A 21,598-nucleotide genomic window follows, 5' to 3' on the forward strand; every position below is an offset into this window, starting at 1 on the left:
CTGTTGCTGTCGTGGAATCACCGAGGTTCGGTGCGACTAGCAGTGCAATCAGTAGGGCAGCGGCGGCGACAATCCCAACGATCAGGATATTGCGGCGGGTGCGGCGCTTCTGACGTCGAGGATCGACGGTGTGGAAATCAACGTTCTCATCTTCGGTCACTGGCGCAACGTCGAGCTCAGTTTTACTCATTGTCATGCTCCTGCGCGGCTAGCGCTGTGTAGTTTTACCCCGGCATCACTGCCGAGTGACTCTGGGAGGTGGATTATGGAACTGGCGATCGAGCGGGCGGTTCGATCCGCACCGATCAATAGTGACCCGTCGCGTTCCTCGCTGAAGGTCTCAATGACACCTGCGGGGGTCCGCAGGCGCAACGTGGCACGCGGTGCATCGCCAACGATGGCATGCAATACCGTGCCTGCGGTCCTCGCTCCGAGACTCAAAGCGATGCTGCCGGTGATCGCCAGCGCCGGATGCGGCTTACCCATGGAGAGCATCATGACGTTGATATCATTGGCGGATTCTACCCCGGGGGCTGCCGCGATGGCTAGCTTAGGGATGGCCCTGGCGGCCTGCTCCGGTGTGGCAGCTAGCCCCATACGGACGGCAGCTTCGCGTCGAACTTGGTCAAGAAGTGGAAGCTGAAGTTCTACCGCGGACATCCATGAATCGTAGTCGTTGGTGTTAAGGCTGAGGTCTTCGGCGCGGATAACCACGACCGGTGCCCCGGCATCCACCATGGATACCTTCCAACTGCGACCGGCAACCTTCAGTTCGTCGCTGGCATTGCCGGTTGGAAGCAATGTTCCGGTGGTTTTGCCTGCCGGATCCAAGAAGCCTAGGCCTACCTTGTATCCGGGAGTTGCCACGCCCGGCATCTGTGCCTGCGGGACGATGGGCAGGGCGCCATTTGGAGTGTCTACCCGCTGGACGATGATCTGACCGGTATTCGTATTGCGGGTAACAACGCGGGTGATTTCATCTGTTGGAGCGACCCACCGCTGCTTAATGGCATACAAGCCAACTACTGCTGAACAGTTTCCGCAGTTGCTACCCCAGTCCACGACGGCCTCCTCGATGCCAACCTGAGCGAAGGTGTATTCAACATCAACACCTGCTTCGGTGGAGGGCGTGAGAATAATCGCTTTGCTCGTGGTGGAAGTTGCACCGCCGACGCCATCGATCTGTCGCGAGTCAGGGCTTCCGAAGATTCTCGGGAGCAACAGATCAAGGCTGATCCCTGTTTGCTCCACGTGATCGGATTCGAAGATCCAGCACTTGCTGGTACCTCCACGCATCCATTCGGCTTGTATGTTCATCATCATTCCTACAGTTCGTTGTGCCCGCTCGTCTCCCGGTCACTCGGTCCGGATTCAGTGTCATCCGGCTACACAACGAACATAATGTGGATCACATTTGAAGTCTACGTACTGAAACTTCAATATATTGTAGTGATACTTAATTTGCCTAATTCATGGGTCTATGCGCTTGAAGTTCTGCCGCTTGGCGGTGAGTGATACCCAAGAATTCCCACGGAGAGTTCAGTGATTTCAGCGGTTGAACCATTGATGAAATTGTTTGAAGCATTACTTACAGGTGTGCCGCGATTTCTGTGAAAAGAATTTAACACCGCGTCTGGACCTTCGTTTGTCCCGGTACCTCTGCTGCTATCAAAAATACCGATGGCACCACGAAATACGTGGTGCCATCGGCACAAAAATTGTCGAAGAGCGAGGTCGCGGTTAGTCAGCAACCATGATGTTGACCTTGGCGTCCTGGAATGGCTTTAGCTGATCGCAGGTCGCCTGTGCGTCAGTGATTAGTGTCCAGCCGTCTGGCAATTTGGCCCAGGCATGGAACGGGTGCTGATTGAGTTTTGAGTGATCAGCCAAGACAAATACGCGGGCCGCGCGTGAGGACATCTTTTCCTTGAGACGGGTCTGCACCAGATCCGCTTCGCAAATCGCTTCTGGGGTCACCGCGTCGGCCCCAAGGAAAACAGCATCAAAGCTCATGCGCTCCAGGCCGTATTCGGCCAGGGGGCCCACAAACGCTGCGCTGCGATGGCGCAACGTGCCGCCGATGCATTCCACGTGTACCTGCTCCACTTCGATCAGCTCTTCAACTACCACCAGTGAGGTTGTCGCCACGGTTAATTCCGTGGCGTCACGCAATTCATGAGCCAAGGCGGCCACGGTGGAACCAGAATCAAGCAGGATCGTTTGTCCCTCAGTCACCAAGGAACGAGCTTTGCGCCCAATGGCGCTCTTGCCCGCGGCGTTCTCCATGTTCCGCTGGCGGAAAGTGGATTCAATGACCGGTGAGGTCAGGGGCATCGCTCCACCGTAGGTGCGCGCAATCTTGCCCTCGGTGGTCAGCCGGGACAGATCGCGACGAATCGTGGAAGCAGTGACACCGAATCGTTCGGAGAGTTCCTCGACGCTAGCCAGCCCACTGGTGTTGGCCAGCTCAAGGATTTGTCCTTGGCGTACCTTGGCGCTGGTTGACATTGGACCCCTTCCTGATGACGATTCGGTGAATCTACTACGCCGAGTGTATCGGCATTGGTGCGGTTCGTTTACTTAACCGGTACCGATGCCAGATTGACCGACTGCGTCAAGGCCTCGATCATGCTGCCCACTTCAACAATGCCCTTACCTGCGATATCAAAAGCGGTACCGTGATCAACCGACGTGCGAATCACCGGCAGGCCAACGGTGATGTTCACGCCAGCTTCAATGCCAAGAACCTTGACCGGGCCGTGGCCCTGGTCGTGATACATGGCCACGATCAGGTCGTAGTCACCACGTCCGGCAAGGAAGAATGCAGTGTCTGCCGGCAGTGGACCAATGGCGTTAACCCCATCGGCCTGGAGCTTCTCTAGGGCAGGGATGATCTTCTCTTCTTCTTCGCCATAACCAAACAGACCATTCTCACCGGCGTGGGGGTTGATGGCGCAGACGCCAATCTTTGGAGCTGGGTTCCCTGCGCGGACCAAAGCTTCGTGGCCACGGCGAACCGTACGCTCAACCAGACCCGGCTCGATCTTCTTGATGGCATCAATCAGGCCGATGTGGGTTGTCACGTGGATGACCTTGACCTTGGGGGTTGAGAGCATCATCGAGACTTCATCGATGCCCATGAAGTGGGCCAGCAATTCAGTGTGTCCCGGGTAGATGTGGCCAGCCTCGTGCAAGGCTGCCTTGTTCAGGGGTGCGGTGCAGATACCTTGGACTTCACCGCGCATGCCCAGTTCGCAGGCAATGCGAATGTAGTGGTACGCGGCGTTGCCAGCTTCTGCGGAAACTTTGCCCCATTCAAGGTCTTCGGACAGTAGGTGAGGGTCAATCACGTTGATGCGTCCCTGAGTGAATTCTGCTTGGGAGACCTCGGTGATTTCTACGATGTCTACGTCCAGGCCCAAAGCTTTGGCGCCGAGGGTCAGGCGGTAGCCGTCGCCAATAACAATGGGGCGACTGATCTTGTAGGCATTTTCGTCGACTAAAGCGCCAACGGTGACCTCGGGGCCAACTCCGGCACCATCTCCCATGGTGACGGCGATAAATGGGCGGGTATCTAGGGTGGCGGTGCTCATTGCTTTGTCTCCTGTGAAAGAGGGGCGCGTAGTTGGCGCAAGGTGGATAGTGCTTGGGTGAGAATATTGGGGCTACCGAAGGAACCCGGTTTGGTGCCGATCAGGCGTCCATCGGATGCCTGACAGATAACCACCCCGGGTTCGAGTTCTTTGATCGGGGTCAGTGACGTCAGCTCAAGGTCATCGAGAACTGCTCGGGCGGTTTCGCCGCCGGTGAGGAACAGGTCGGCTTCTGGGCGAGTGCGTAGCCACGAAGTCACCTGCGAGCGAAGCTGTTCAAGTACCTGTGTGGGCGTCGACTTGGTGCGCGTTGCGCGCAGAATGACCGGCGTTCCGTCCTGTGGTGTTGGCAGTTCTTCAGCTGTTTCGGCGCAAGGAATTCCTGCTTGGGCCGCGAGATCCAGCTGCTTTCCAGAGGGGCCAGAAGCTGAACCTACGACGCTCAGAAGCGGTCGAATTCCAGTGCTGATCGGTGGTCGGTTCTGCTCATTGGCTACGCTGCCGGGCACTGCTGCCGCCGCCAACTCGCGAGCTAAGGCAGCGTTGAGCGCGCCGGTGCCCACGAGGATGCTGCGTTGGGTGCGCTGCTGGGTGTCGGCCCGTAAAGCCAGCCATGTCCTTGCGATGAGTCTCAGGTCAGCATCGGTGGCGCAGTCGACGATCACTGCTTGATGGGTGGCTGCCGCGGTGGCCAGTTGGTGGGTGAATCCCGCATCTGAGTCCAGCGTTGCCGGGTCCTGGAGGTTGGTGCTTTCCATGCCAGAGAGCAATTGCGCGATCGAGTCCGGAGCCTGGTTGGCTTCAACGTGCCAAGCATCGGTGTCCCAGAGAGGCTGGCCATCAACCAAAGGTCGACCATTAACAACGCTGCGGTTCAGGTGTGGTAAGGCCCCGGCAATGATCAGTGTGTAGCCCTGAGCAACTAGGGCCTTAAGTTCTGCATTGATGTTGCCGCGCCACAAAGAATCGATCTTCTTGAAGATGCTGGTGTGCGTTGCGTCTGCCTGGCTCAGCGTCCCAATGCGTTGGTAGGCGGCGGCCGGTTCGAGATAGCGGCTATCGGTATCAGCAACAACCACCTGCTGCGTGTTCTGCGAAGTGCTTCGGTTGTAATCCAAAGAAATCCGAGTTGAGAATCCGTGATCGCTCCACGGTAGAGATACTTCGCAGGCGCCGGAAAAATCGTCGGCGAGGATCAGGAATTCCGCGAGTTTCTTGGTCATTTTGGTGCTTGTCACCTCCTTGAGGATGGGTGGGAATGCGTCCGGGGGTCGGTGTGCTTCTGCAGTCATCATGACACAGTTGCGCGAAATGCGCTATGCCTATTGCGCATTTCGCGCAATCGTGACAAAGTGACATGAGTTACAAATCACGGTGAGTGAATGGCCCTTGAAGCACATGGGGCGAAACGCTCCAGAAAGTCGATTGGGAGGTCGAAGATGACCGCAGAATTCTCAACTCCGCAGATGTCCCGACGTCAGCTATTAAAGCTGGCATCAGCCGCCGGGCTCTTTGCGGCAGTGGGAGTGAGCGCCACCGCGTGCGCCGGCCCCACCGGGTTGCCCGGTAAAGATACTCTGACCCTGGCCCTGAACCGTTCGCTGGTATCGCTGGATAACAAGCTCAACCAGTTTGATGCGGCGGTTACCGTTCAGCGTTCGGTCCGCGAAGGACTGACAGCCATCGGACCAGATATCGCCCCGATCCCGATGCTGGCCGAGTCCATGAAGATGACCGCACCAACGCGTTGGACCGTAAAACTGCGCGAAGGCATCACCTACTCGGACGGCCGAAAGGTCAAGCCCAAGGACGTGGCCACAGCTTTGGAAATGTACTCCAAGGTGCAAGGTTCCTTCGTTGCCAGCTTCTTCCCCGAATTCCCCACGGTCACCGAAGTAGATGAGCGAAACTTCCATCTGGATTCCAAGGGTCCGATTCCGATCCTCGACGCACTGATGGCACTGATCCTGATCTCACCTGCCGAAGATAATAAGGCAGAAGAGTTGCAGACCGGTGTGGGTACCGGGCCGTATGTTGTGCAGTCCTTCGACCGTGGCGCGGGAACCTACACGCTGGTGAAAAACGAAAAGTACTGGGGCGAACCGGCACCGGTCCGCCAGGTCAACGTGCGCTTCCTGCCTGAAGAATCCTCCCGCGTGATTGCCCTGCGCAGTGGCGAAGTGGATGTTATCGACTCCATTTCCCCAAACTCTATGGAGCAGCTCCAAGGACTTCCCGGAGTTACTATCGAGACCGCCTCCTCGCTGCGTTTGAACCAGATCTTCTACAACTTCCGCAAGCCAAAGTCGCACCCGCTCTCCGACGCCAAGGTCCGTCAGGCCCTGTCCTACGCGGTGGACGGTCAAGCACTGGTGCATGACGTACTAATCGACACCGTGGAACAAGCTCAGGGCGTGACCCCCACGAGCTTGACCGGTTTCGCCAAGACCGGCGACTACGTGTATGACCCGGGCAAGGCCAAGTCGATGCTCGCGGATCTTGGGGTGGATGATTTGAAGCTCAAGATCATTTGGGAGACTGGCGAATTCCCCTCTGACACCGCGATCATGGAAGCGCTGGTGCAGATGTTTGGAGATATCGGGGTTAAAACCGAACTGCAGCAGTTTGAACCCGGCGGAAATATTCTGCAGTGGCGTCAAGGTAAGGAAGGGGACTGGGACCTGTTGGGTAACGGCTTCTCTAGCCCCACCGGTCTAGCCATCACGATGCTGCAGGGAATGTATGCAGGGACCTCGGAAAAGGAAAAGACCCGCGACACCTACCAGGGTTACGTGATCCCGAGCGTTGAACGAAAGATCGTGCGCGCGGCCTCAGAAGTCGATCAAGCAAAACGCACCGCGTACTTGAAGGACGCGCAACAAGCAGTCTGGGATACCTGGCCCTGCGCCTGGGCGTTCACCCCCAAATCAATTCTTGCCCGCCGTGATCGCGTGCAAAATCTAGAACTATCCGCCGCCAACGCCTACCCGCTGGCCCGTGTTGGATTGGAGAGCTAAACGTGTTGACCTATCTACCCAAGCGCATCGGCCAGGGACTATTAACGGTATTCCTGACCGTATCGGTAGTCTTCTTGCTGATCCGCATGGCACCGGGTGACCCGGCCGCTTCCTTTGCCGGACCACTGGCCACCAGCGAACAGCTCGCCGCGGTGCGCGAACAATTCGGTCTGGATAAGCCACTATTTGAGCAGTACATCATCTTCATCGGCCAACTGTTTACCGGCCACCTTGGCCAGTCCTACTCCTTCCAGGCTCCTGCGGTGCAGGTCGTGATGGATCGCCTGCCTTACACCCTGACCCTAGCCACCAGCTCCATTCTGCTGGCCGCTGTGGTCGCGATTCCGCTGGGCATGTGGATGGCTCGCCGCTCGGATACCGATGCAGAACTGGGCGTGAACGTACTGACCATCGCCGGACAGTCCATGCCAGATTTTTGGACCGGCATCATGCTGCTCACCGGCTTCTCGGTGATCATCCCACTGTTCCCAGCCTCCGGCTTCACCACCTGGGGTGGTCTGGTCTTGCCGACGATCACCGTGGCCATCTTGCAGGTCGCCCTGATCTCGCGCATGGTCAAGCGGGAAATGGTCAACAACTTCAACGCACCGTACCTGAACATTGCCCGTTCACGCGGGGTCAGCGAACGCGTATTGACCTGGCGCTACGCACTGGGTAATGCCGGGATCCCGGTCTTCACAGCACTGGGCACCCGATTTGCCGCCATGCTCAACGGCGTGGTCGTAGTTGAAGTGGTCTTTGGCTGGCCCGGTGTTGGCTCGTTGATCGTCCGCGCCTTGGAAACACGCGATTACCCCCTGATTCAGGCCACCGTACTGATCACCGCGCTGCTGGCCGTCGCCGTCCAGCTGCTGATCGACCTGGCCTACCCACTGCTGGACCCACGGGTCCGCCTCGGAAAGGCAGCTTCGGCATGAGCACCACCGTTAATAACCCCACCCACGCCGCTGAACCGGTACGCCGTTCGGCCGTCACCAAAGCGCAGATCAAAGGGTCTTCGGCGGCTCGACGCGCCCGTTCCACCCGCATTAAACTGTGGCTGGGCACCATCCTGACCCTGATCGTGGTTGTACCGATCGCGATGGCCAACCTCTTACCTATTGCCGACCCGAATATGCAGGATCTGGGCGCCAGGCGCTTGGCGCCTTTGGTGGATGGGCACCTGTTCGGCACCGACCAGCTGGGACGAGACCTTCTCGCCCGCGTACTCTTCGGTGGTCAAACCTCGCTGATGATCGGTGTGCTGGCCGTGGTGGTCTCCGGCGCGGTGGGCGTGATCCTCGGATCCATCGCCGGGTTCTACGGTAAGTGGGCGGACGTGATCATTTCCCGCGTACTTGAAGCTCAGCTGTCCTTGCCACTGCTGATGATGCTTCTGTTGGTGGTGGCCCTCTTTGGTCCGTCCATCCCGGTCATCACCGGTGTCATCGCCATCGCCCAGTGGCCCGAAGTGGCTCGACTGACACGATCGCTTGTGTTGGTGGAACGCGAAAAGCCCTATGTGGATGCGGCCAAAACTCTGGGTCTGCCGAAGGTACAGATTCTGGCCCAGCACGTGATCCCGAACATCTTCAAGCAGGCCAGCTTGGTGATCCTGCTCCTGCTGGCCCAAGCGGTGCTGTTGGAAAGTGCGCTGTCCTTCCTCGGAGCTGGACCGCAACGTCCGTTCTCCACCTGGGGTCGACTGATCTCCGATGGCCAGGACTACATCACCACCTCATGGTGGATGGTGACCCTGCCAGGTCTGTTCATTGTGGTGCTCGTGGTTGGGGTCAACCTGCTCGGTGACGCACTACGCGACGGCAACCTGCGTCGCTCGTCAAAGAAGGAAGGTAAGTGATGAGCCAGCAGAACACTGCAGTGCTGGAAGTGCAGAACTTCAGCGTTGAACTCATGACCGAAAACGGTGTTTTTAAAGCGGTGGATAACGTGAACCTGCGTATCGGCCACGGCGAAACCGTGACCATCATTGGCGAATCTGGTTCCGGCAAGTCCACCACCGCCATGGGCCTACTCCAGCTTTTGCCCAAGGGTCTGGCGGTACTCTCGGGGCAAGTGCGCATAAAGGGTGAGGATGTGGTGTCCAATCCCAAGGCCATCAACAAGTTCCGCGGACGAGGCCTAGCGTTGATCCCACAGGATCCGATGACCGCGCTGAATCCGGTGGCCACCATCGGCTCACAGCTACGCGAAGCGATCAAGGTGGCTGGACGCATTACCGGCAAACAACAGTTGCAGGCCAAAGCCATCGAACTACTCGGCCAGGTACGCATCCCACGGGTTGAAGAGCAACTGAGCAAATTCCCACACCAACTCTCCGGCGGTATGTTGCAGCGTGTACTGATCGCCATCGCGTTGGCCAGTGAACCAGAACTGCTGGTGGCCGATGAACCAACCAGCGCACTGGATGTTACCGTGCAGGCCGGCATCTTGGACCTCTTGCTGGAACTGCAGGAAACCCGAGGCATTTCGGTACTGATGATTACGCACGATATTGGCGTTGCACGACTAGTTTCCGACACTATTCATGTGATGAAGTCCGGCAAGTTTGTTGAGTCCGGTCCGGCGGCACAAATTGTTGACGCACCGGCGCAAGAGTACACCCGCACACTGCTTTCGGCCGTGCCACGGCTGGGTGAATGGGACGAATCCTCGATGGTATCCAAGGGAGCATCATGAATCAGCAAGCACCGTTCCTATCGGTCAAGAATCTGACCGTGGAGTACTCCACCCGCGAGGGACTCTTCCGTGCGGTTGATGATGTCTCCTTCGACGTGCAGCGCGGGCAGACCCTAGCGGTGGTGGGTGAATCGGGCTGCGGTAAGTCCACCATCGCCAAGTCCATCATGCGCCTGATCAAGCCGGCCTCGGGGCAGATCCTGCTTGATGGCACCGACCTGATGGCACTAAGTGAAAGGCAACTGCGTCCACTGCGTCGCAAGTTCCAGATGGTCTTCCAGGACCCCTACGGTTCCTTGGACCCTAGCCATAGTGCCGAGCAGATCATTACCGAACCCTTGCGCATCCACAAAGTAGGGACCGCCAAGGATCGTACTCGGGAAGCCAAGCGGCTTCTGGATCGGGTGGGTCTACCTGAAACCGCGTTGCACAAGCGGGCCAATGAGTTCTCCGGAGGTCAGCGCCAACGCATCGGCATTGCTCGGGCTCTAGCCTCCAAGCCAGAACTACTGGTCTGCGATGAAGCCACCAGCGCCTTGGATGTTTCCGTGCAGGCTCAGGTGCTGCGGTTGCTCGCTGAAATTCAGGAAGACACCGGGATCTCCTACGTCTTCATCACCCACAACCTTGGGGTGGTTCAGGAAATCAGCCAGCAGGTGATGGTGATGCAACGCGGAAAGCTCGTTGAATTTGGCGCCACCGATCAGGTACTGAGCTCACCGAATGAAGAATACACACGCAAACTCCGTCGCGCGGCCTTGGATCCAAGCGTGATGGAAGGCGTTAAACCACGGCAGCTACTGGCTGGACTAACAAGCTAAGACGAGAAACGACGAGTAAGGGAACGACGAGAATGAATCAGCGCAAGCCTGCCGAATTAGTCCTAGGCACCATGACCTTTGGTGATACCGCCGATGCCGCAGCCAGTAAAGCCATGCTGGATGTAGCACTGAATGCAGGCATCACCCACATCGATACCGCCAACGCGTATGTTGCCGGGGCGACCGAAGAACTACTGGCCACCCTATTGGACGGCAAGCGTGACTCGGTATTCCTCGCCTCCAAGGCGGGCATGCCACACGCTGATGCCGGCGATGACGCCTTGCTCTCACCAGCTGCGCTGCGTCGCAGTGTTGAAGCGTCCTTGCGTCGGCTAAATACGGACCGTCTGGACCTGTTCTACCTGCACCAGCCGGACTATTCCACCCCACTGGAAGAGACCTTGGGCGAAGTGGCCAAGCTGCATGCCGAGGGCAAGATCCTCTCTTTGGGTGTCTCCAACTTTGCTGCTTGGCAGATTGCGCAGACCAGCCACGTTGCCGAAGCGGTCGGTGCCCCGAAGCCAGTAGTGGCCCAGCAGCTCTACAATTTGGTGGCACGGCGGATCGAAACCGAATACCTGCCCTTCGCGCAGGCCAGCGGTGTGAAGACCATGGTCTACAACCCGCTCGGTGGCGGTCTACTCACCGGACGTCACAGTTTTGAGCAGCGGCCAGAAGAAGGTCGCTTTGGCAGCTCGCGCCTGGCTAGCATGTACACCGACCGCTACTGGGACGAAGACCTGTTCAAGGGCATCGAAGCGCTGACTGCACTGGCCAAGGACGCCGGCATCACGCTGATTGAACTGTCCCTGCGCTGGTTGGCTTACCACCAGGGAGTGGACTCGCTGTTGTTGGGCGGCTCCAAGGCAAGCCAGCTCGAATCCAATATTGCAGCCATCAACCAGGGCCCACTGGAAGCCAGCCTCGCCGAGGCAGCTGCCGCAGCCACCACCACACTGCACGGCCCAATGCCTGCCTACAACCGCTAAAAAGAAAGAGATCCCAACACCATGAGTTCAGCAGTAGCTACCGAATTTACCCGCAAAATCCGCGACCGTGAACCCGCCGTCGGATACTGGGTGGTGCTTGATTCTCCAGTCTCCACCGAACGCATCGCCCGCTTGGGCTATGACTATGTTGCCCTGGACGCGCAGCACGGTCTGCTCGGATATAACGGAATGCTCACCGGCCTGATGGCCATTGACGCATCCGCCCGAGCCGCCGGCGTGGTGCGAGTGGAAGCCAATAATGCCACCGCCATCGGTAAGGCACTGGATGCTGGCGCGGTAGCGGTGATCGTCCCACTGGTGAATAACGCACAGGATGCTGCCGATGCGGTGAAGGCGGCCAAGTACCCACCACACGGCATCCGCTCCTATGGTCCGATGCGTTCGGCCTTGCGGGTGGGGCCGGTCCCGGCAGAATCCGATGCCACCACCATGGTTTTCGCCATGATCGAAACCCCAGGCGGTCTGGAAAACGTGGAAGAAATCGCAGCCGTCGAAGGTCTCGATGGACTCTACGTTGGCCCGAGCGATCTTGCCTTGGCCATCGGCGCGGCTTTCCCCGGGGATCCAGCGATCAAGGATGAATTTGAAGCCGCGCTCAAACGCGTCAGCGCTGCCGCGGCGCAAGCAGGCATTGCCGCGGGCATCCACAACGCCAACGGTGAACTGGCCAATCAGCGCTTGGGTGAGGGTTACACCTTCGCTACCGTGGCCTCGGATTTGACCCATCTGGAAGCAACGGCAGCTGCACATCTGCAGCAGGCTCGCTCCTAATAAGCATCGATAGCAAGGACTTTTGAGAATGTCGTTGACCGAATTTTCCACCATTACTCCCGACGGGCACGTCCACGCGGACAATGAGCTAGCCTACGCCTACCTGCCCTCGGCCACCGTGCAATCCCACGCGGCCAACCTCATGACCCTGGGCAATGGGGATCTGGGCTGCGTGTGGTTTGGCGGAACGCAGGAGGGCGTGGCAGATATCAGCATCTACCTCTCCACCCTTAAGCGTCTGCCCGATGGTAGCTGGGATAAAACCTGGTCACCGGCACAGCAATTGTCCTTCGACTCGACCCGCTCCGAACAGAACCCGATTCTTTACCGTCACGGTGAAGAACTCTGGCTGATTTACACCGCCCAGCATGCCGGCAACCAGGACACCTCCGAGGTACGACGCCGGATTTCCACCGATCACGGCCAGACCTGGAGTGAACCTAAGACTTTGTTTGCGGCCACAGAACACGGCGGGGTGTTCGTGCGCCAGCCGCCGGTGCAGGTGGGGGAGCGACTGTTCATTCCGATCTTCCGCTGCGCCACGGTTCCCGGACAAAAATGGGTGGGGGACTTTGATGACTCAGCACTGATGGTTTCCACCGATGGTGGCGCCACCTGGAGCGAGCAGATCATTGATGGCTCCACCGGCTGCGTGCACATGAATGTGGCTGCGCTCGCCGACGGTAGCCTGCTGGCCTTGTACCGCAGCCGTTGGGCTGACTGGATTTATGCTTCACGCTCTGAGGACGGCGGGGTGACCTGGAGTGTTCCTGAAGCCACCGAACTGCCGAATAACAATTCGTCGATTCAGTTCGTTTCCATGAACGATGGGCGCTTGGCACTGATCTACAACCACTCCCAAGCCGATGAGCAGACCGAACGTCGACTGTCTCTTTACGATGAGATTGATGATGAAGGCTTGGATTCCTCGGTAGATGGCCCGGTGACCTTTGAACCGGTTCCCACCCAGGATGACGGTGTGCGTAAGGCCTTCTGGGGTACCCCGCGGGCACCGTTGACCGTGGCCATCTCAGCCGATCAGGGCCGTAGCTGGCCCGAGCGTCGAAACCTCGAAGTGGGCGACGGGTACTGCCTGTCGAATAATTCGCGGGAAGGACTGAACCGAGAATTCTCCTACCCCTCGATCCATGAGGGGCAGGACGGGGCACTGCACTTGGCCTACACCTACTTCCGTCAAGCCATCAAGTACGTGCGCATCGATCCGTCGTGGGTGAGTGCTGAAGGTGGCGCTGATGCCTAGCGCACTGGTGACCGGGGTCAGCTCGGGTATTGGCGAGGCGATCGCGGTGGCGTTGCTGGCCGCCGGTTATGAGGTCACCGGTTTGAGCCGCCGGGCTCCCCAGATCAGTGATGAGCGCTTCAACTGGCGATCCGCTGATCTTGGGGATCTGGCCCAGGTGCAGGACATTGCCCAAGAACTTGCGGCCCCGGACCTGTTGGTGCACGCTGCGGGATTCATGACCACCGGATCCTTGGGAGAGTTGAAGGCCGAGGATTTGGCGGGTATGCATGCGGTGCATGTGCAGGCCCCGATGGTGTTGGTTAATGCGTTGGCGCCGAAGATGGTGGACGGTTCGCGGATTATCCTCATTGGCAGCCGAACCATGAGTGGCGTTGCCGGCAAGAGTCAGTATGCTGCCACCAAGTCGGCCTTGGTTGGGCTTTCGCGCAGTTGGGCGATGGAGCTGGCGCCGCGGGCGATCACCTGCAATGTGGTGGCGCCGGGTCCGACGAATACTCCGATGATGGTTGATCCGCGTCGTGCCGGTGTTCCGCCGGTGACCCCGCCGTTGGGTGCGCTGGTGGATCCTCCCGATGTTGCCGCCCTGGTGCTGTTCCTTGGAGGCGAGCATGGAAAATCCATCACCGGTCAGGTGATGACCATTTGTGGTGGGGCTTCGCTGAAGGGGTAGAAATCTAACGCACCAAGCGTCGAATCCCGCGCTGATGCTCCATGAATGTGGCCAGCATGCTGACCGATATGGCTTGCACCGCCATGAGATTAATCAGTACCACCAGTTGGACCAGCCCCGCATCCACGGGGCTCGCACCACCGAGCACCAGACCGACAAACGCTCCGGGCAGGGTCACGGTGCCCACGGTGCGTGTCTGATCGAGTCCCGGGAGTAGTGCCTCGGAGGCCACCGGGCGGGCGATCAGGTTGCGTGCGGTTGCGTCGGGGAAGCCAAGCGCCATGGCCGCTTCAACTTCACCGGCGCGCTGCTGCAACTCTTGCTCTATGCGCCTACCGGCTAAGTTGGTGGCGCTCATGGCCCCGCCAATGAGTTGTCCTACGACGGCAATGACGGCTAGTGGGGTGGTGGACAGTACGCCAAAGCCAAACATGAGGGCTACTACCGGTAGCACGCCGCCAAACATGACACATGCCGGAACCCACCAACGAACCGAGTCGACCCGTTGGGTTGAGGTAATGACGGCGACGCCAAACATGAGTACCAGCAACGAGCCGGTCAGAATCCACGAAGTGGAAACGTGACTGATCAATAAGGCGATGAGGACCAGTTGAACCAGCGCCCGGGCGCTGGCAGATAAGATCCTGCGGGCAGGCAAGGCGAGGAACCTTTGGGTGATGACCGCCGTTGCCAGGACCACCAGAGTAAGCATGATCCACATTGACCAACCGGTGTTCAACAGGGTGCTATTCACACGGGTCCTTTATTTAGAAGCCAACGCTAGACGCGCACTCCCATCTTAGTAGTACACCGCCAGCGGACCATTGGGACCTGGGACCACATTTACCGGAGTCTCGAAAACCTCGGTGAGGATCTCGTCCTGCATGATCTGCTCAGGAGTGCCGAACTGCACGACCTTGCCGTGCTTCATCGCGCAAATATAGTCAGCGTAGTGCCCGGCGAAATTGATGTCGTGCAGCACGATCACGATGGTTCGGTTCAGTTCCGCTGCGGCACGTTTCAGGTGCTGCATCATGACTACCGAGTGCTTCATATCCAAGTTATTCAACGGCTCGTCGAGCAGTACAGTGTCGGTATCCTGCGCCAAAACCATGGCCACATAGGCACGCTGACGCTGACCGCCGGAGAGCTCGTCAAGGTAGCGGCCTTCCAGCTCGCCTAGGTCCAGGAAGTCGATGGAGCGCGAAATGATCGCCTCGTCCTCTTGGTTCAGTCGTCCCTTGGAATGTGGGAAACGTCCGAAACCCACCAGCTGGCGCACAGTCAGTCGGGTGACAAAGTGGTTTTCCTGGCGCAAGATCGAGACGATCTTGGCCAGATCCTTGGAGTTGGTTTTGGACACGTCGTAGCCGGCGACCTCGATGGTTCCCTCATCGATGCCTAGTAGGCGGCCGACCATGGTGAGCATGGTGGACTTGCCCGCACCGTTGGGACCGACCAGTGCGGTCAGCCCGCCGGTCGGGATTTGAAGGGTGACCGGGCCGATGGCCACGGTGGAGCTGTACTTTTTGCTGACGGCGTTGAGGGTAATCACAGTCGGCCCTTTCGCAGGATGAAGATCAAGAAGGTGATGCCGCCGACGGCTTCAATGATGATGCCCACCACGCCCTGGGCGTAGAACAGGTTTTTCATAATGAAGTAGGCGCCGGCCAGAACGACAAAGCCGATCAAGAATGACATCGGATAGATGTAGCGGTGGTCGTAGGTGTCGGCTAATTGGTAGGCCAAAGTCGCCACCAGGAAGCCCAGGAAGGTCAGCGGGCCAACCAGCGCGGTGGTCACGGCCATCAGGATGGAGACGAAGAACAGCGTCTTCATGACCTCGCGGCGGTGGTTGATCCCCAAGTTGATGGTGGTTTCCTTGCCCAAAGCCAGGATGTTCATCTTCTTGGAGGCCAGCACCAGGTAGCCGCCAGCAATGACAACCAGCGGAATGGCCACGGGCATATAGCTCATATCCGCATTGGCCATGGAGCCGAAGAGTCGGGCGGTGAGCACATCGAATTCGCTCGGGGTCAGCATGCGCTGCATGAAGGTGGAAATCGAACCCAGCCCGGTGCCGATGACGATGCCCACCAGTAGCATAATCTGGATATTGCCGAGCTTTCCCGACAGCAACCACCCGTAGAGCGCCACCGACAGGCCCACCATGATGGCTACTTGCAAGATGAACTGGCTGACCCCGGTGAAGAAGGTAATCCCGGCAACGCCAAGGAAGAAGACCGCCCCGGTTTGCACCACCCGGTACAGGGCTTCGAAGCCCATGATGGACGGGGTGATGATGCGGTTATTGGCGACCGTTTGGAAAGCGACGGTGGCGATGGACTGGCAGGCAGCCACGATGACCATGGTCAGGATATTGCTGGCACGCAGTTTGGCGATCACCCAGAATCCTGTGGAGCCCACCGGCATGGGGTTATCCCAGGCCAGCAGTCCGAAGGCAAAGAGCAGTGCCAAGACGCTGAGAATGCCTAAGGTTATCCAATAGCGTTTGCGAACCTTTGCAGTGGGCAAAGACCCTGAAGAGCGGCCGGGACGGTGGGCCGAACGGACGGGGGAGGTCATGAGATTAGCCAACTTTGCGCTGCCTTAGCAAGAGGAAAATGAAGACGATCGCGCCGAGCACGCCCAGGATCAGGGAGACCGGGACTTCGAAAGGCATGATGATGGTGCGGCCAATCAAATCGCATACCGTGGTGATGGCGATGCCCAACAGGCACACCCATGGCAGATTGCTGCGTAGGTCATCACCGCGCACCATGGAGACAATATTGGGAACGATCAGTCCCAGGAACGGCAGGTTACCAATCACCACGGTGACCACGCCGGTCGCGATGGCGATCAGTGTGGTGCCCAGCAGCATCACCTGTCGATAATTTAGACCCACGTTGGTGGCGATTTCTTCGCCCAGTCCGGCGACGGTGAAGCGGTCAGCCACGATGTAGATGGCCACGGCCACCAGCGCGACGATCCACAGCACCTCGTATTGGCCGCGAATCACCGAAGTAAATGAGCCGGCCATCCAGATGCCCAGGGACTGTAGCTTGTCGGTGCTCATAGCGAAAAAGGTGGAGAACGCACCGACCACTGAGCCGAGCATGATGCCCACAATCGGGACGGTGAGCGAGGCCTTGAGTGAAACGCGCTGCAGGAACAGGAAGAAGACCATAGTGCCGGCGAAGGCGAAGATGATGGCCACGCCCATTTTGGCCAGCAGGCTTGCCGTGGGGAAGAGCACTAGCATCACTAGAAGGCCCAGACCGGCCCATTCGGTGGTGCCCGTGGTAGTGGGTTCCACGAAGCGGTTCTGGGTCAGTAGCTGCATGACCAACCCGCTCATGGCCATGGCCGCCCCGGCCAAGACCAATGCAATGGTGCGTGGGATACGGGTGATGGCGAACATCTGGACGCCATCGTCCTTGCCGAAAATGTCGTAGACGCCGGTGAATAGTGATAGGGCCAGGAGCAGGAGGACACCGAGGATGCCTAATGCTAGTTTGCCGGTGAAGACCTTGGATTGGGTCCGCACGGGCGCAATCGTGCTTGTCATGTTGCCGCCGTGGAAAAGTGTGGTGGGATACAGCTTTAGTGGCGAAGCCGGAAATCGGCTTCGCCACTAAAGCTGTAGGAAATGCATTAAGGCTACTTGGCAGCTTCCAGAGCGTCAGCGAATCCGTTCAGGAATTCGGTGTAGGTCTGGATGCCCTCGTTGGTGTAGGTGTCAGCCGGCATGACTACTACGTGGCCTTCCTTCGAAGCGGTCACGTTCTGCAGTGCTTCTGAGTTCTCCAACAGGTCCTTGGCTGGCTTGTATTCTTCGCCATCGGCGGCAACAGCAGCGTCGCGGTCCATGACGATGATCCAGTCTGGGTTCGACTTGGCGATGGCTTCAACGGAGACGTCGTCACCCTCGTGGTCGGTGGAGGATTCGTCCAATTCAAGTGCCGGGGTCAGGCCCAGGAAGTCGAACATCGGGCCAACGGTGCGGCCGGTGCTTGGTGCGGAGTAGCCAAGCTCGCCACCGGAAGCGATCAGGCCCATGACGGTTTCATCCTTGTTGTAGGCATCGGTCACGCGCTTCTGGGCTGCTTCGAAGTCGTCAACCAGTTTCTTGGCTTCGTCCTGCTTTTCGAAGATTTCGCCCAAGGTGGTGACCTGACGTTCCAGTTCCGAGTCGAATGGCTCGCCTTCGCGTGGATCCAGCGAAATGACGGTGGCCTTAGGTGCCAGTTCCTTGAACTTCTCGGCGTGCTGAATGTAGCGCTGACCGTTGATGATCAGGTCTGGATTCACGGTGACGACGGATTCCAGGTTTGGCTCCTTGTGGCTGCCCAGATCCAGGATGTCCTTGTCCTTGGTGTAGGAGATGGTATCTGGCATCAGAGTTACAGCTGCTGCCGAGAGCTTGATGCCCCACTGGTCGAGGGTTTCGAAGGTGCGGTTGTCAGTAGCCACGACTGACTTAGGTGGTACCGCTACCGACTTCTCGCCTTCGTTGTCGGTGATTTTGACCGTCTTGGTGTCAGCTGCATTGGCATCAGCAGCAGTGTCGGTGTTGGATCCGCAAGCGGTCAGGGAGAGGGCGGCGATGCTGAGCAGGGCAGCAGCGCGGAGCTTCATGGAGGCCATGACGTCCTTTGCTTATGGCAACCTTCAACGGTTGCGCGAGTGAATGATCTGCTAATTAGCTTAGCCTTATCTGATTATATTAAGCGAAACGGTAGTTAGGTGCTCTGCGTGGAATTTTGACCTTTGTTGCACGTGAAACACTGATAAACAAGGGAATATGCTTGTTTTAGTGGAAAAGTCGCAATTTGGCAACAAATAAATACCAGCTAGTATTCTTCTCTATTTGTCGATATGTGAACGTGCGGGGTAGGTCGATAGGATGACTGCATGAGCGCATGCCTTGAGCAGATTCAATGGCCAATTACGACTGAGCGGCTGAGCCTACGTCGCTTGAGGGAGGCGGACCTAGAAGCGACATGGCATTACCGGCAGTTGCCGGAAGTTACGCAATCGATCACCTCCGGACCTAAAGACTTCGAAACCTACCGCGAGCAATTCCTTGAGCCAGGAAAGCTCGAGCGAGGCGTTGTCGTCGAACTACGCACACCACAAGGCGATCAACGAATCATCGGCACCGTCATGGTTTACATCAAAGACGGGTGGGGGCAACGCGAAGTTGCACAGCAAGCGAAAGGCACCGAGGCGGAACTGGGATGGTGCTTTGACCCGCAGTTCGCCGGCCAAGGCTACGCTATCGAAGCCGTGCACCGAGTGATACAACTGTGCTTCGAGGAACTGGGCTTACGCAGAGTTGTTGCCGGATGCTTCGCAGCCAACGAGCCATCGGTGAAACTGATGGAACGTGTTGGCATGCGACGTGAAGCATTCGAAAAGGCGAACAGTCTACATCGCACCGGCGAGTGGATGGATTCCTATGCGTATGCGATGTTAGCTAGTGAGTTCTCCGCCCTAACGAACTAGTGGTTCTGGCGCTCGCTATGCAAGACCAGTCCGAGAAGTTCTTGGACTTCTTCAGCACGGGATTTCCAGTAGCCCGTATCAAGACCAAAGCCGAGGACGGCTTCATCGGCACGCCGCTTAAAGTAGTCGCGGTGATCTTCTAGTGCGTTGGTCAGGTCGGCGAATTGATCATTGGTCAGGTCCAGATGTACCGTTTTCTGCTTCATGAGCGTTCGTCCAGTGTTGGGGTCGTGGTTCTTGCATCGAGGTTACGCCGGGTCAAGAGCTAAGGAAACCAGCATTGAGCGGACTTTCAGATTGACCCGTTTTAGTTGGTTCTGGGAATAGTGCGAACGGTCCGGCCGTTATGCCGGGAGTATCGATGAGAAAACGATCAGGAGGAGTAGTACATGTCTGAAGAACGTCGAGTAGTCCTTATTGGTGGCCACGGCAAGGTTGCATTGCTGGCTGCACCCAAACTGGTCGAGCGCGGTTTTGCCGTCGACTCACTCATCCGTAACCCTGAACATTCTGAAGAAATCAGCGCCCTTGGTGCTAACCCGGTAGTGCTTGATATCGAAAACGCTGATGTTGAGCAGCTGGCAGCGGCCTTCAGGGGTGCCCAGGCCATTGTCTTCTCCGCCGGAGCCGGTGGCGGTAGCCCAGAGCGCACCGTCGCCGTGGACTTTGAAGCAGCTGTTCGTGCGATGGACGCTGCCAAGCAGGCCGGTGTCAGCCGATTCGTGATGGTTTCCTACTCACGGGCCCTAGTGGATGTCGATAACCTGGACCCAGAAAATTCCTTCTACACCTACGCCAAGGCCAAGCACGATGCCGACGCAGTGCTTCGCGAAACTGACTTGGACTACACCATTCTTGGCCCGGGCGCGCTAACTCTTGATCCAGCAAGCAAGAAGCTGGTCATTGCAGATGAGAGCGGAAACATTGACGGCAAGGCTCCCGAAGCGGACACCGGCAAGGTCTCCCGCGAGAACGTCGCCGAGGTGATCACCCACGTGGTGGATACCAAGGCGGCAGTACGCCAGACCGTTAACTTCTACGACGGCTCAACCCCGATTACCGAAGCCATTAGCTAGGTAGTCCAAAGCATCAACGGCCGCCGCTTGTCCCTAATTCTGTGGGAGAAAGCGGTGGCCGTTTTTTGCGCCGTGATCATCGGCGGGCGGGCAAGGAAGAAATCAACGATATGACGCTTGATTTCACGACGTGGGTATTGCGTTACCTCGACACAGGCTTTGTTACGACTCTTCGCCACTGGGCTTCCGTCATTGAAATAGTGGCTGGATCGGGCTGCGCACTAGCATGCAAGCAGGAGATTGTGCGCCTTAAACACGAATGGTGTGCACCAGCCTGCAACAACTGTCCGGTAGAAGCGAAAGAAAATCTATGATGACCAACATCTTCAAAACTCACGGCGCGGATCGGATCAACCTCTGGTTGATGCTCGCGCTAACCTTCACGACAGGAATCATTGACGCGGTTGGTTATCTAGGACTGGACAGGGTCTTCACCGGCAATATGACCGGTAACGTCGTGATCTTGGGTATGGCACTGTTGGGAGCCGACGGCCTGCCGGTGGTTGGGCCGCTGATCGCGCTGGCCGGATTTGTTGTAGGTGCCATTATTGGTGGTCGTGTGCTGAGGAAAGAATCGGCAGGCTGGAACCGGAAAACTTCAGGGCTTATTACCGTGGTGGGTGTGAGCCTGGTGCTGACCTCGGTGGTGCTCTTTGTAGATCTTCATGAAGCCTCAGACACCGTGGCGCTGTTGATCACCGGATTTATCGCCGCAGCCATGGGACTTCAAGCGGCAACAGCCCGTCACTTAGGCGTCAAGGACGTCACCACGGTCGTGGTGACCTCGACGTTGACTGGTCTTGCTGCTGACTCGCCGCTAGGTGGTGGTAGCGGTAAGTTCTGGCAACGACGCCTGAGCGCAGTGGTGTTGATTCTTGCCGGTGCGGCCGCCGGTGCAGCCTTCTTGCAGGTCCATATTGGCTTGGGAATTCTTGTCACCGGTGTGCTCGCGATTGGGGTGGCGGCCGTTGGTGAATCGGCCCGCAAGTGCGCGGTGGCGCAACAGGGACTTGAGGACAGCGTGACCTCACACTAGCCCTAGCAAAAGTATGGTCCGAGAAAAAGGAAACCCCGATGCTGAAGCATCGGGGTTTCCTTTTGTCATCACTCGCACCTTCATGAGGTACTTACAACTCTAAACTCGCTGTCTGTGCACTAACTGGGT

Annotated in this window: 22 protein-coding genes; 12 read left to right on the forward strand and 10 right to left on the reverse strand. The window is 57.9% G+C overall.

Annotated elements, in window-relative coordinates; genetic code table 11:
* Nucleotides 1-192: 192 nt before the first annotated feature.
* The 4 genes from FJV47_RS05730 to FJV47_RS16565 form a co-directional block, all read right to left on the reverse strand.
* Nucleotides 193-1,317 (reverse strand): PrpF domain-containing protein, encoded by a 1,125-nt coding sequence (locus tag FJV47_RS05730; protein ID WP_159610989.1) that lies wholly within the window; start codon nucleotides 1,315-1,317, stop codon nucleotides 193-195.
* Between the two features lie 423 nt (nucleotides 1,318-1,740).
* Nucleotides 1,741-2,508 (reverse strand): DeoR/GlpR family DNA-binding transcription regulator, encoded by a 768-nt coding sequence (locus FJV47_RS05735; protein WP_159610862.1) that lies wholly within the window; start codon nucleotides 2,506-2,508, stop codon nucleotides 1,741-1,743.
* A gap of 68 nt (nucleotides 2,509-2,576) precedes the next feature.
* Complete coding sequence (gene pdxA, locus FJV47_RS16560) at nucleotides 2,577-3,593, reverse strand: 4-hydroxythreonine-4-phosphate dehydrogenase PdxA (protein WP_159610864.1); 1,017 nt, start codon at nucleotides 3,591-3,593, stop codon at nucleotides 2,577-2,579.
* Entirely contained in the window at nucleotides 3,590-4,831 is a 1,242-nt protein-coding gene (locus FJV47_RS16565; protein ID WP_159610866.1) for a four-carbon acid sugar kinase family protein, read from the reverse strand. The genes pdxA and FJV47_RS16565 overlap by 4 nt, the downstream gene beginning before the upstream one ends.
* Before the next feature lie 201 nt (nucleotides 4,832-5,032).
* Here FJV47_RS16565 and FJV47_RS05750 point away from each other — a divergent pair, with 201 nt between their 5' ends.
* The 9 genes from FJV47_RS05750 to FJV47_RS05790 are packed head-to-tail and all read left to right on the forward strand — an operon-like array spanning nucleotide 5,033 to nucleotide 13,846.
* Complete coding sequence (locus FJV47_RS05750; RefSeq protein WP_159610868.1) at nucleotides 5,033-6,610, forward strand: ABC transporter substrate-binding protein; 1,578 nt, start codon at nucleotides 5,033-5,035, stop codon at nucleotides 6,608-6,610.
* 2 nt (nucleotides 6,611-6,612) lie between these two features.
* Nucleotides 6,613-7,548, forward strand: coding sequence for an ABC transporter permease (locus FJV47_RS05755; protein ID WP_159610870.1), 936 nt, complete (start codon nucleotides 6,613-6,615; stop codon nucleotides 7,546-7,548).
* Complete coding sequence (locus tag FJV47_RS05760) at nucleotides 7,545-8,471, forward strand: ABC transporter permease (RefSeq protein WP_159610872.1); 927 nt, start codon at nucleotides 7,545-7,547, stop codon at nucleotides 8,469-8,471. Before FJV47_RS05755 ends, FJV47_RS05760 begins: the two co-directional genes overlap by 4 nt.
* A complete protein-coding gene (locus FJV47_RS05765) occupies nucleotides 8,471-9,310 on the forward strand; it encodes an ABC transporter ATP-binding protein (protein ID WP_159610874.1) in 840 nt (279 codons plus the stop codon). The genes FJV47_RS05760 and FJV47_RS05765 overlap by 1 nt, the downstream gene beginning before the upstream one ends.
* A complete protein-coding gene (locus FJV47_RS05770) occupies nucleotides 9,307-10,131 on the forward strand; it encodes an ATP-binding cassette domain-containing protein (RefSeq protein WP_159610876.1) in 825 nt (274 codons plus the stop codon). The genes FJV47_RS05765 and FJV47_RS05770 overlap by 4 nt, the downstream gene beginning before the upstream one ends.
* A gap of 32 nt (nucleotides 10,132-10,163) precedes the next feature.
* Nucleotides 10,164-11,120 (forward strand): aldo/keto reductase, encoded by a 957-nt coding sequence (locus FJV47_RS05775; RefSeq protein WP_159610878.1) that lies wholly within the window; start codon nucleotides 10,164-10,166, stop codon nucleotides 11,118-11,120.
* 21 nt (nucleotides 11,121-11,141) lie between these two features.
* Complete coding sequence (locus FJV47_RS05780) at nucleotides 11,142-11,912, forward strand: HpcH/HpaI aldolase/citrate lyase family protein (RefSeq protein WP_159610880.1); 771 nt, start codon at nucleotides 11,142-11,144, stop codon at nucleotides 11,910-11,912.
* Nucleotides 11,913-11,940: 28 nt separating this feature from the next.
* A complete protein-coding gene (locus FJV47_RS05785; protein ID WP_159610882.1) occupies nucleotides 11,941-13,173 on the forward strand; it encodes an exo-alpha-sialidase in 1,233 nt (410 codons plus the stop codon).
* Nucleotides 13,166-13,846: an SDR family NAD(P)-dependent oxidoreductase gene (locus FJV47_RS05790; protein WP_200831950.1), complete on the forward strand. Its 681-nt coding sequence runs from the start codon at nucleotides 13,166-13,168 to the stop codon at nucleotides 13,844-13,846. The genes FJV47_RS05785 and FJV47_RS05790 overlap by 8 nt, the downstream gene beginning before the upstream one ends.
* A gap of 4 nt (nucleotides 13,847-13,850) precedes the next feature.
* On the opposite strand, the gene FJV47_RS05795 is transcribed toward FJV47_RS05790, so the two are convergent.
* From FJV47_RS05795 to FJV47_RS05815, 5 genes are all read right to left on the reverse strand, one after another.
* Nucleotides 13,851-14,600, reverse strand: a complete 750-nt coding sequence (locus FJV47_RS05795; protein WP_200831951.1) for an ABC transporter permease — start codon at nucleotides 14,598-14,600, stop codon at nucleotides 13,851-13,853.
* Nucleotides 14,601-14,645: 45 nt separating this feature from the next.
* Entirely contained in the window at nucleotides 14,646-15,401 is a 756-nt protein-coding gene (locus tag FJV47_RS05800; protein ID WP_159610884.1) for an ABC transporter ATP-binding protein, read from the reverse strand.
* On the reverse strand, nucleotides 15,398-16,432 hold the full coding sequence (locus FJV47_RS05805) for an iron chelate uptake ABC transporter family permease subunit (protein ID WP_159610886.1): 1,035 nt from the start codon (nucleotides 16,430-16,432) through the stop codon (nucleotides 15,398-15,400). Before FJV47_RS05805 ends, FJV47_RS05800 begins: the two co-directional genes overlap by 4 nt.
* A 4-nt stretch (nucleotides 16,433-16,436) precedes the next feature.
* The gene (locus tag FJV47_RS05810) at nucleotides 16,437-17,417 is read right to left on the reverse strand and encodes an ABC transporter permease (RefSeq protein ID WP_159610888.1); all 981 of its coding nucleotides are present in this window, start codon (nucleotides 17,415-17,417) and stop codon (nucleotides 16,437-16,439) included.
* Between the two features lie 92 nt (nucleotides 17,418-17,509).
* Nucleotides 17,510-18,496, reverse strand: coding sequence for a siderophore ABC transporter substrate-binding protein (locus FJV47_RS05815; RefSeq protein ID WP_159610890.1), 987 nt, complete (start codon nucleotides 18,494-18,496; stop codon nucleotides 17,510-17,512).
* A gap of 267 nt (nucleotides 18,497-18,763) precedes the next feature.
* Here FJV47_RS05815 and FJV47_RS05820 point away from each other — a divergent pair, with 267 nt between their 5' ends.
* The gene (locus tag FJV47_RS05820; RefSeq protein ID WP_159610892.1) at nucleotides 18,764-19,357 is read left to right on the forward strand and encodes a GNAT family N-acetyltransferase; all 594 of its coding nucleotides are present in this window, start codon (nucleotides 18,764-18,766) and stop codon (nucleotides 19,355-19,357) included.
* On the opposite strand, the gene FJV47_RS05825 is transcribed toward FJV47_RS05820, so the two are convergent.
* Complete coding sequence (locus FJV47_RS05825; RefSeq protein WP_159610894.1) at nucleotides 19,354-19,563, reverse strand: hypothetical protein; 210 nt, start codon at nucleotides 19,561-19,563, stop codon at nucleotides 19,354-19,356. The genes FJV47_RS05820 and FJV47_RS05825 overlap by 4 nt on opposite strands.
* A 183-nt stretch (nucleotides 19,564-19,746) precedes the next feature.
* Between FJV47_RS05825 and FJV47_RS05830 the strand changes: the two genes are divergently transcribed.
* Complete coding sequence (locus tag FJV47_RS05830) at nucleotides 19,747-20,433, forward strand: SDR family oxidoreductase (protein ID WP_159610896.1); 687 nt, start codon at nucleotides 19,747-19,749, stop codon at nucleotides 20,431-20,433.
* 313 nt (nucleotides 20,434-20,746) lie between these two features.
* Complete coding sequence (locus FJV47_RS05835) at nucleotides 20,747-21,469, forward strand: YoaK family protein (RefSeq protein ID WP_159610995.1); 723 nt, start codon at nucleotides 20,747-20,749, stop codon at nucleotides 21,467-21,469.
* Nucleotides 21,470-21,598: the final 129 nt, after the last annotated feature.

Origin of the sequence: Glutamicibacter sp. JC586 (assembly GCF_009805585.1) — a bacterium.
GTDB lineage: Bacteria > Actinomycetota > Actinomycetes > Actinomycetales > Micrococcaceae > Glutamicibacter.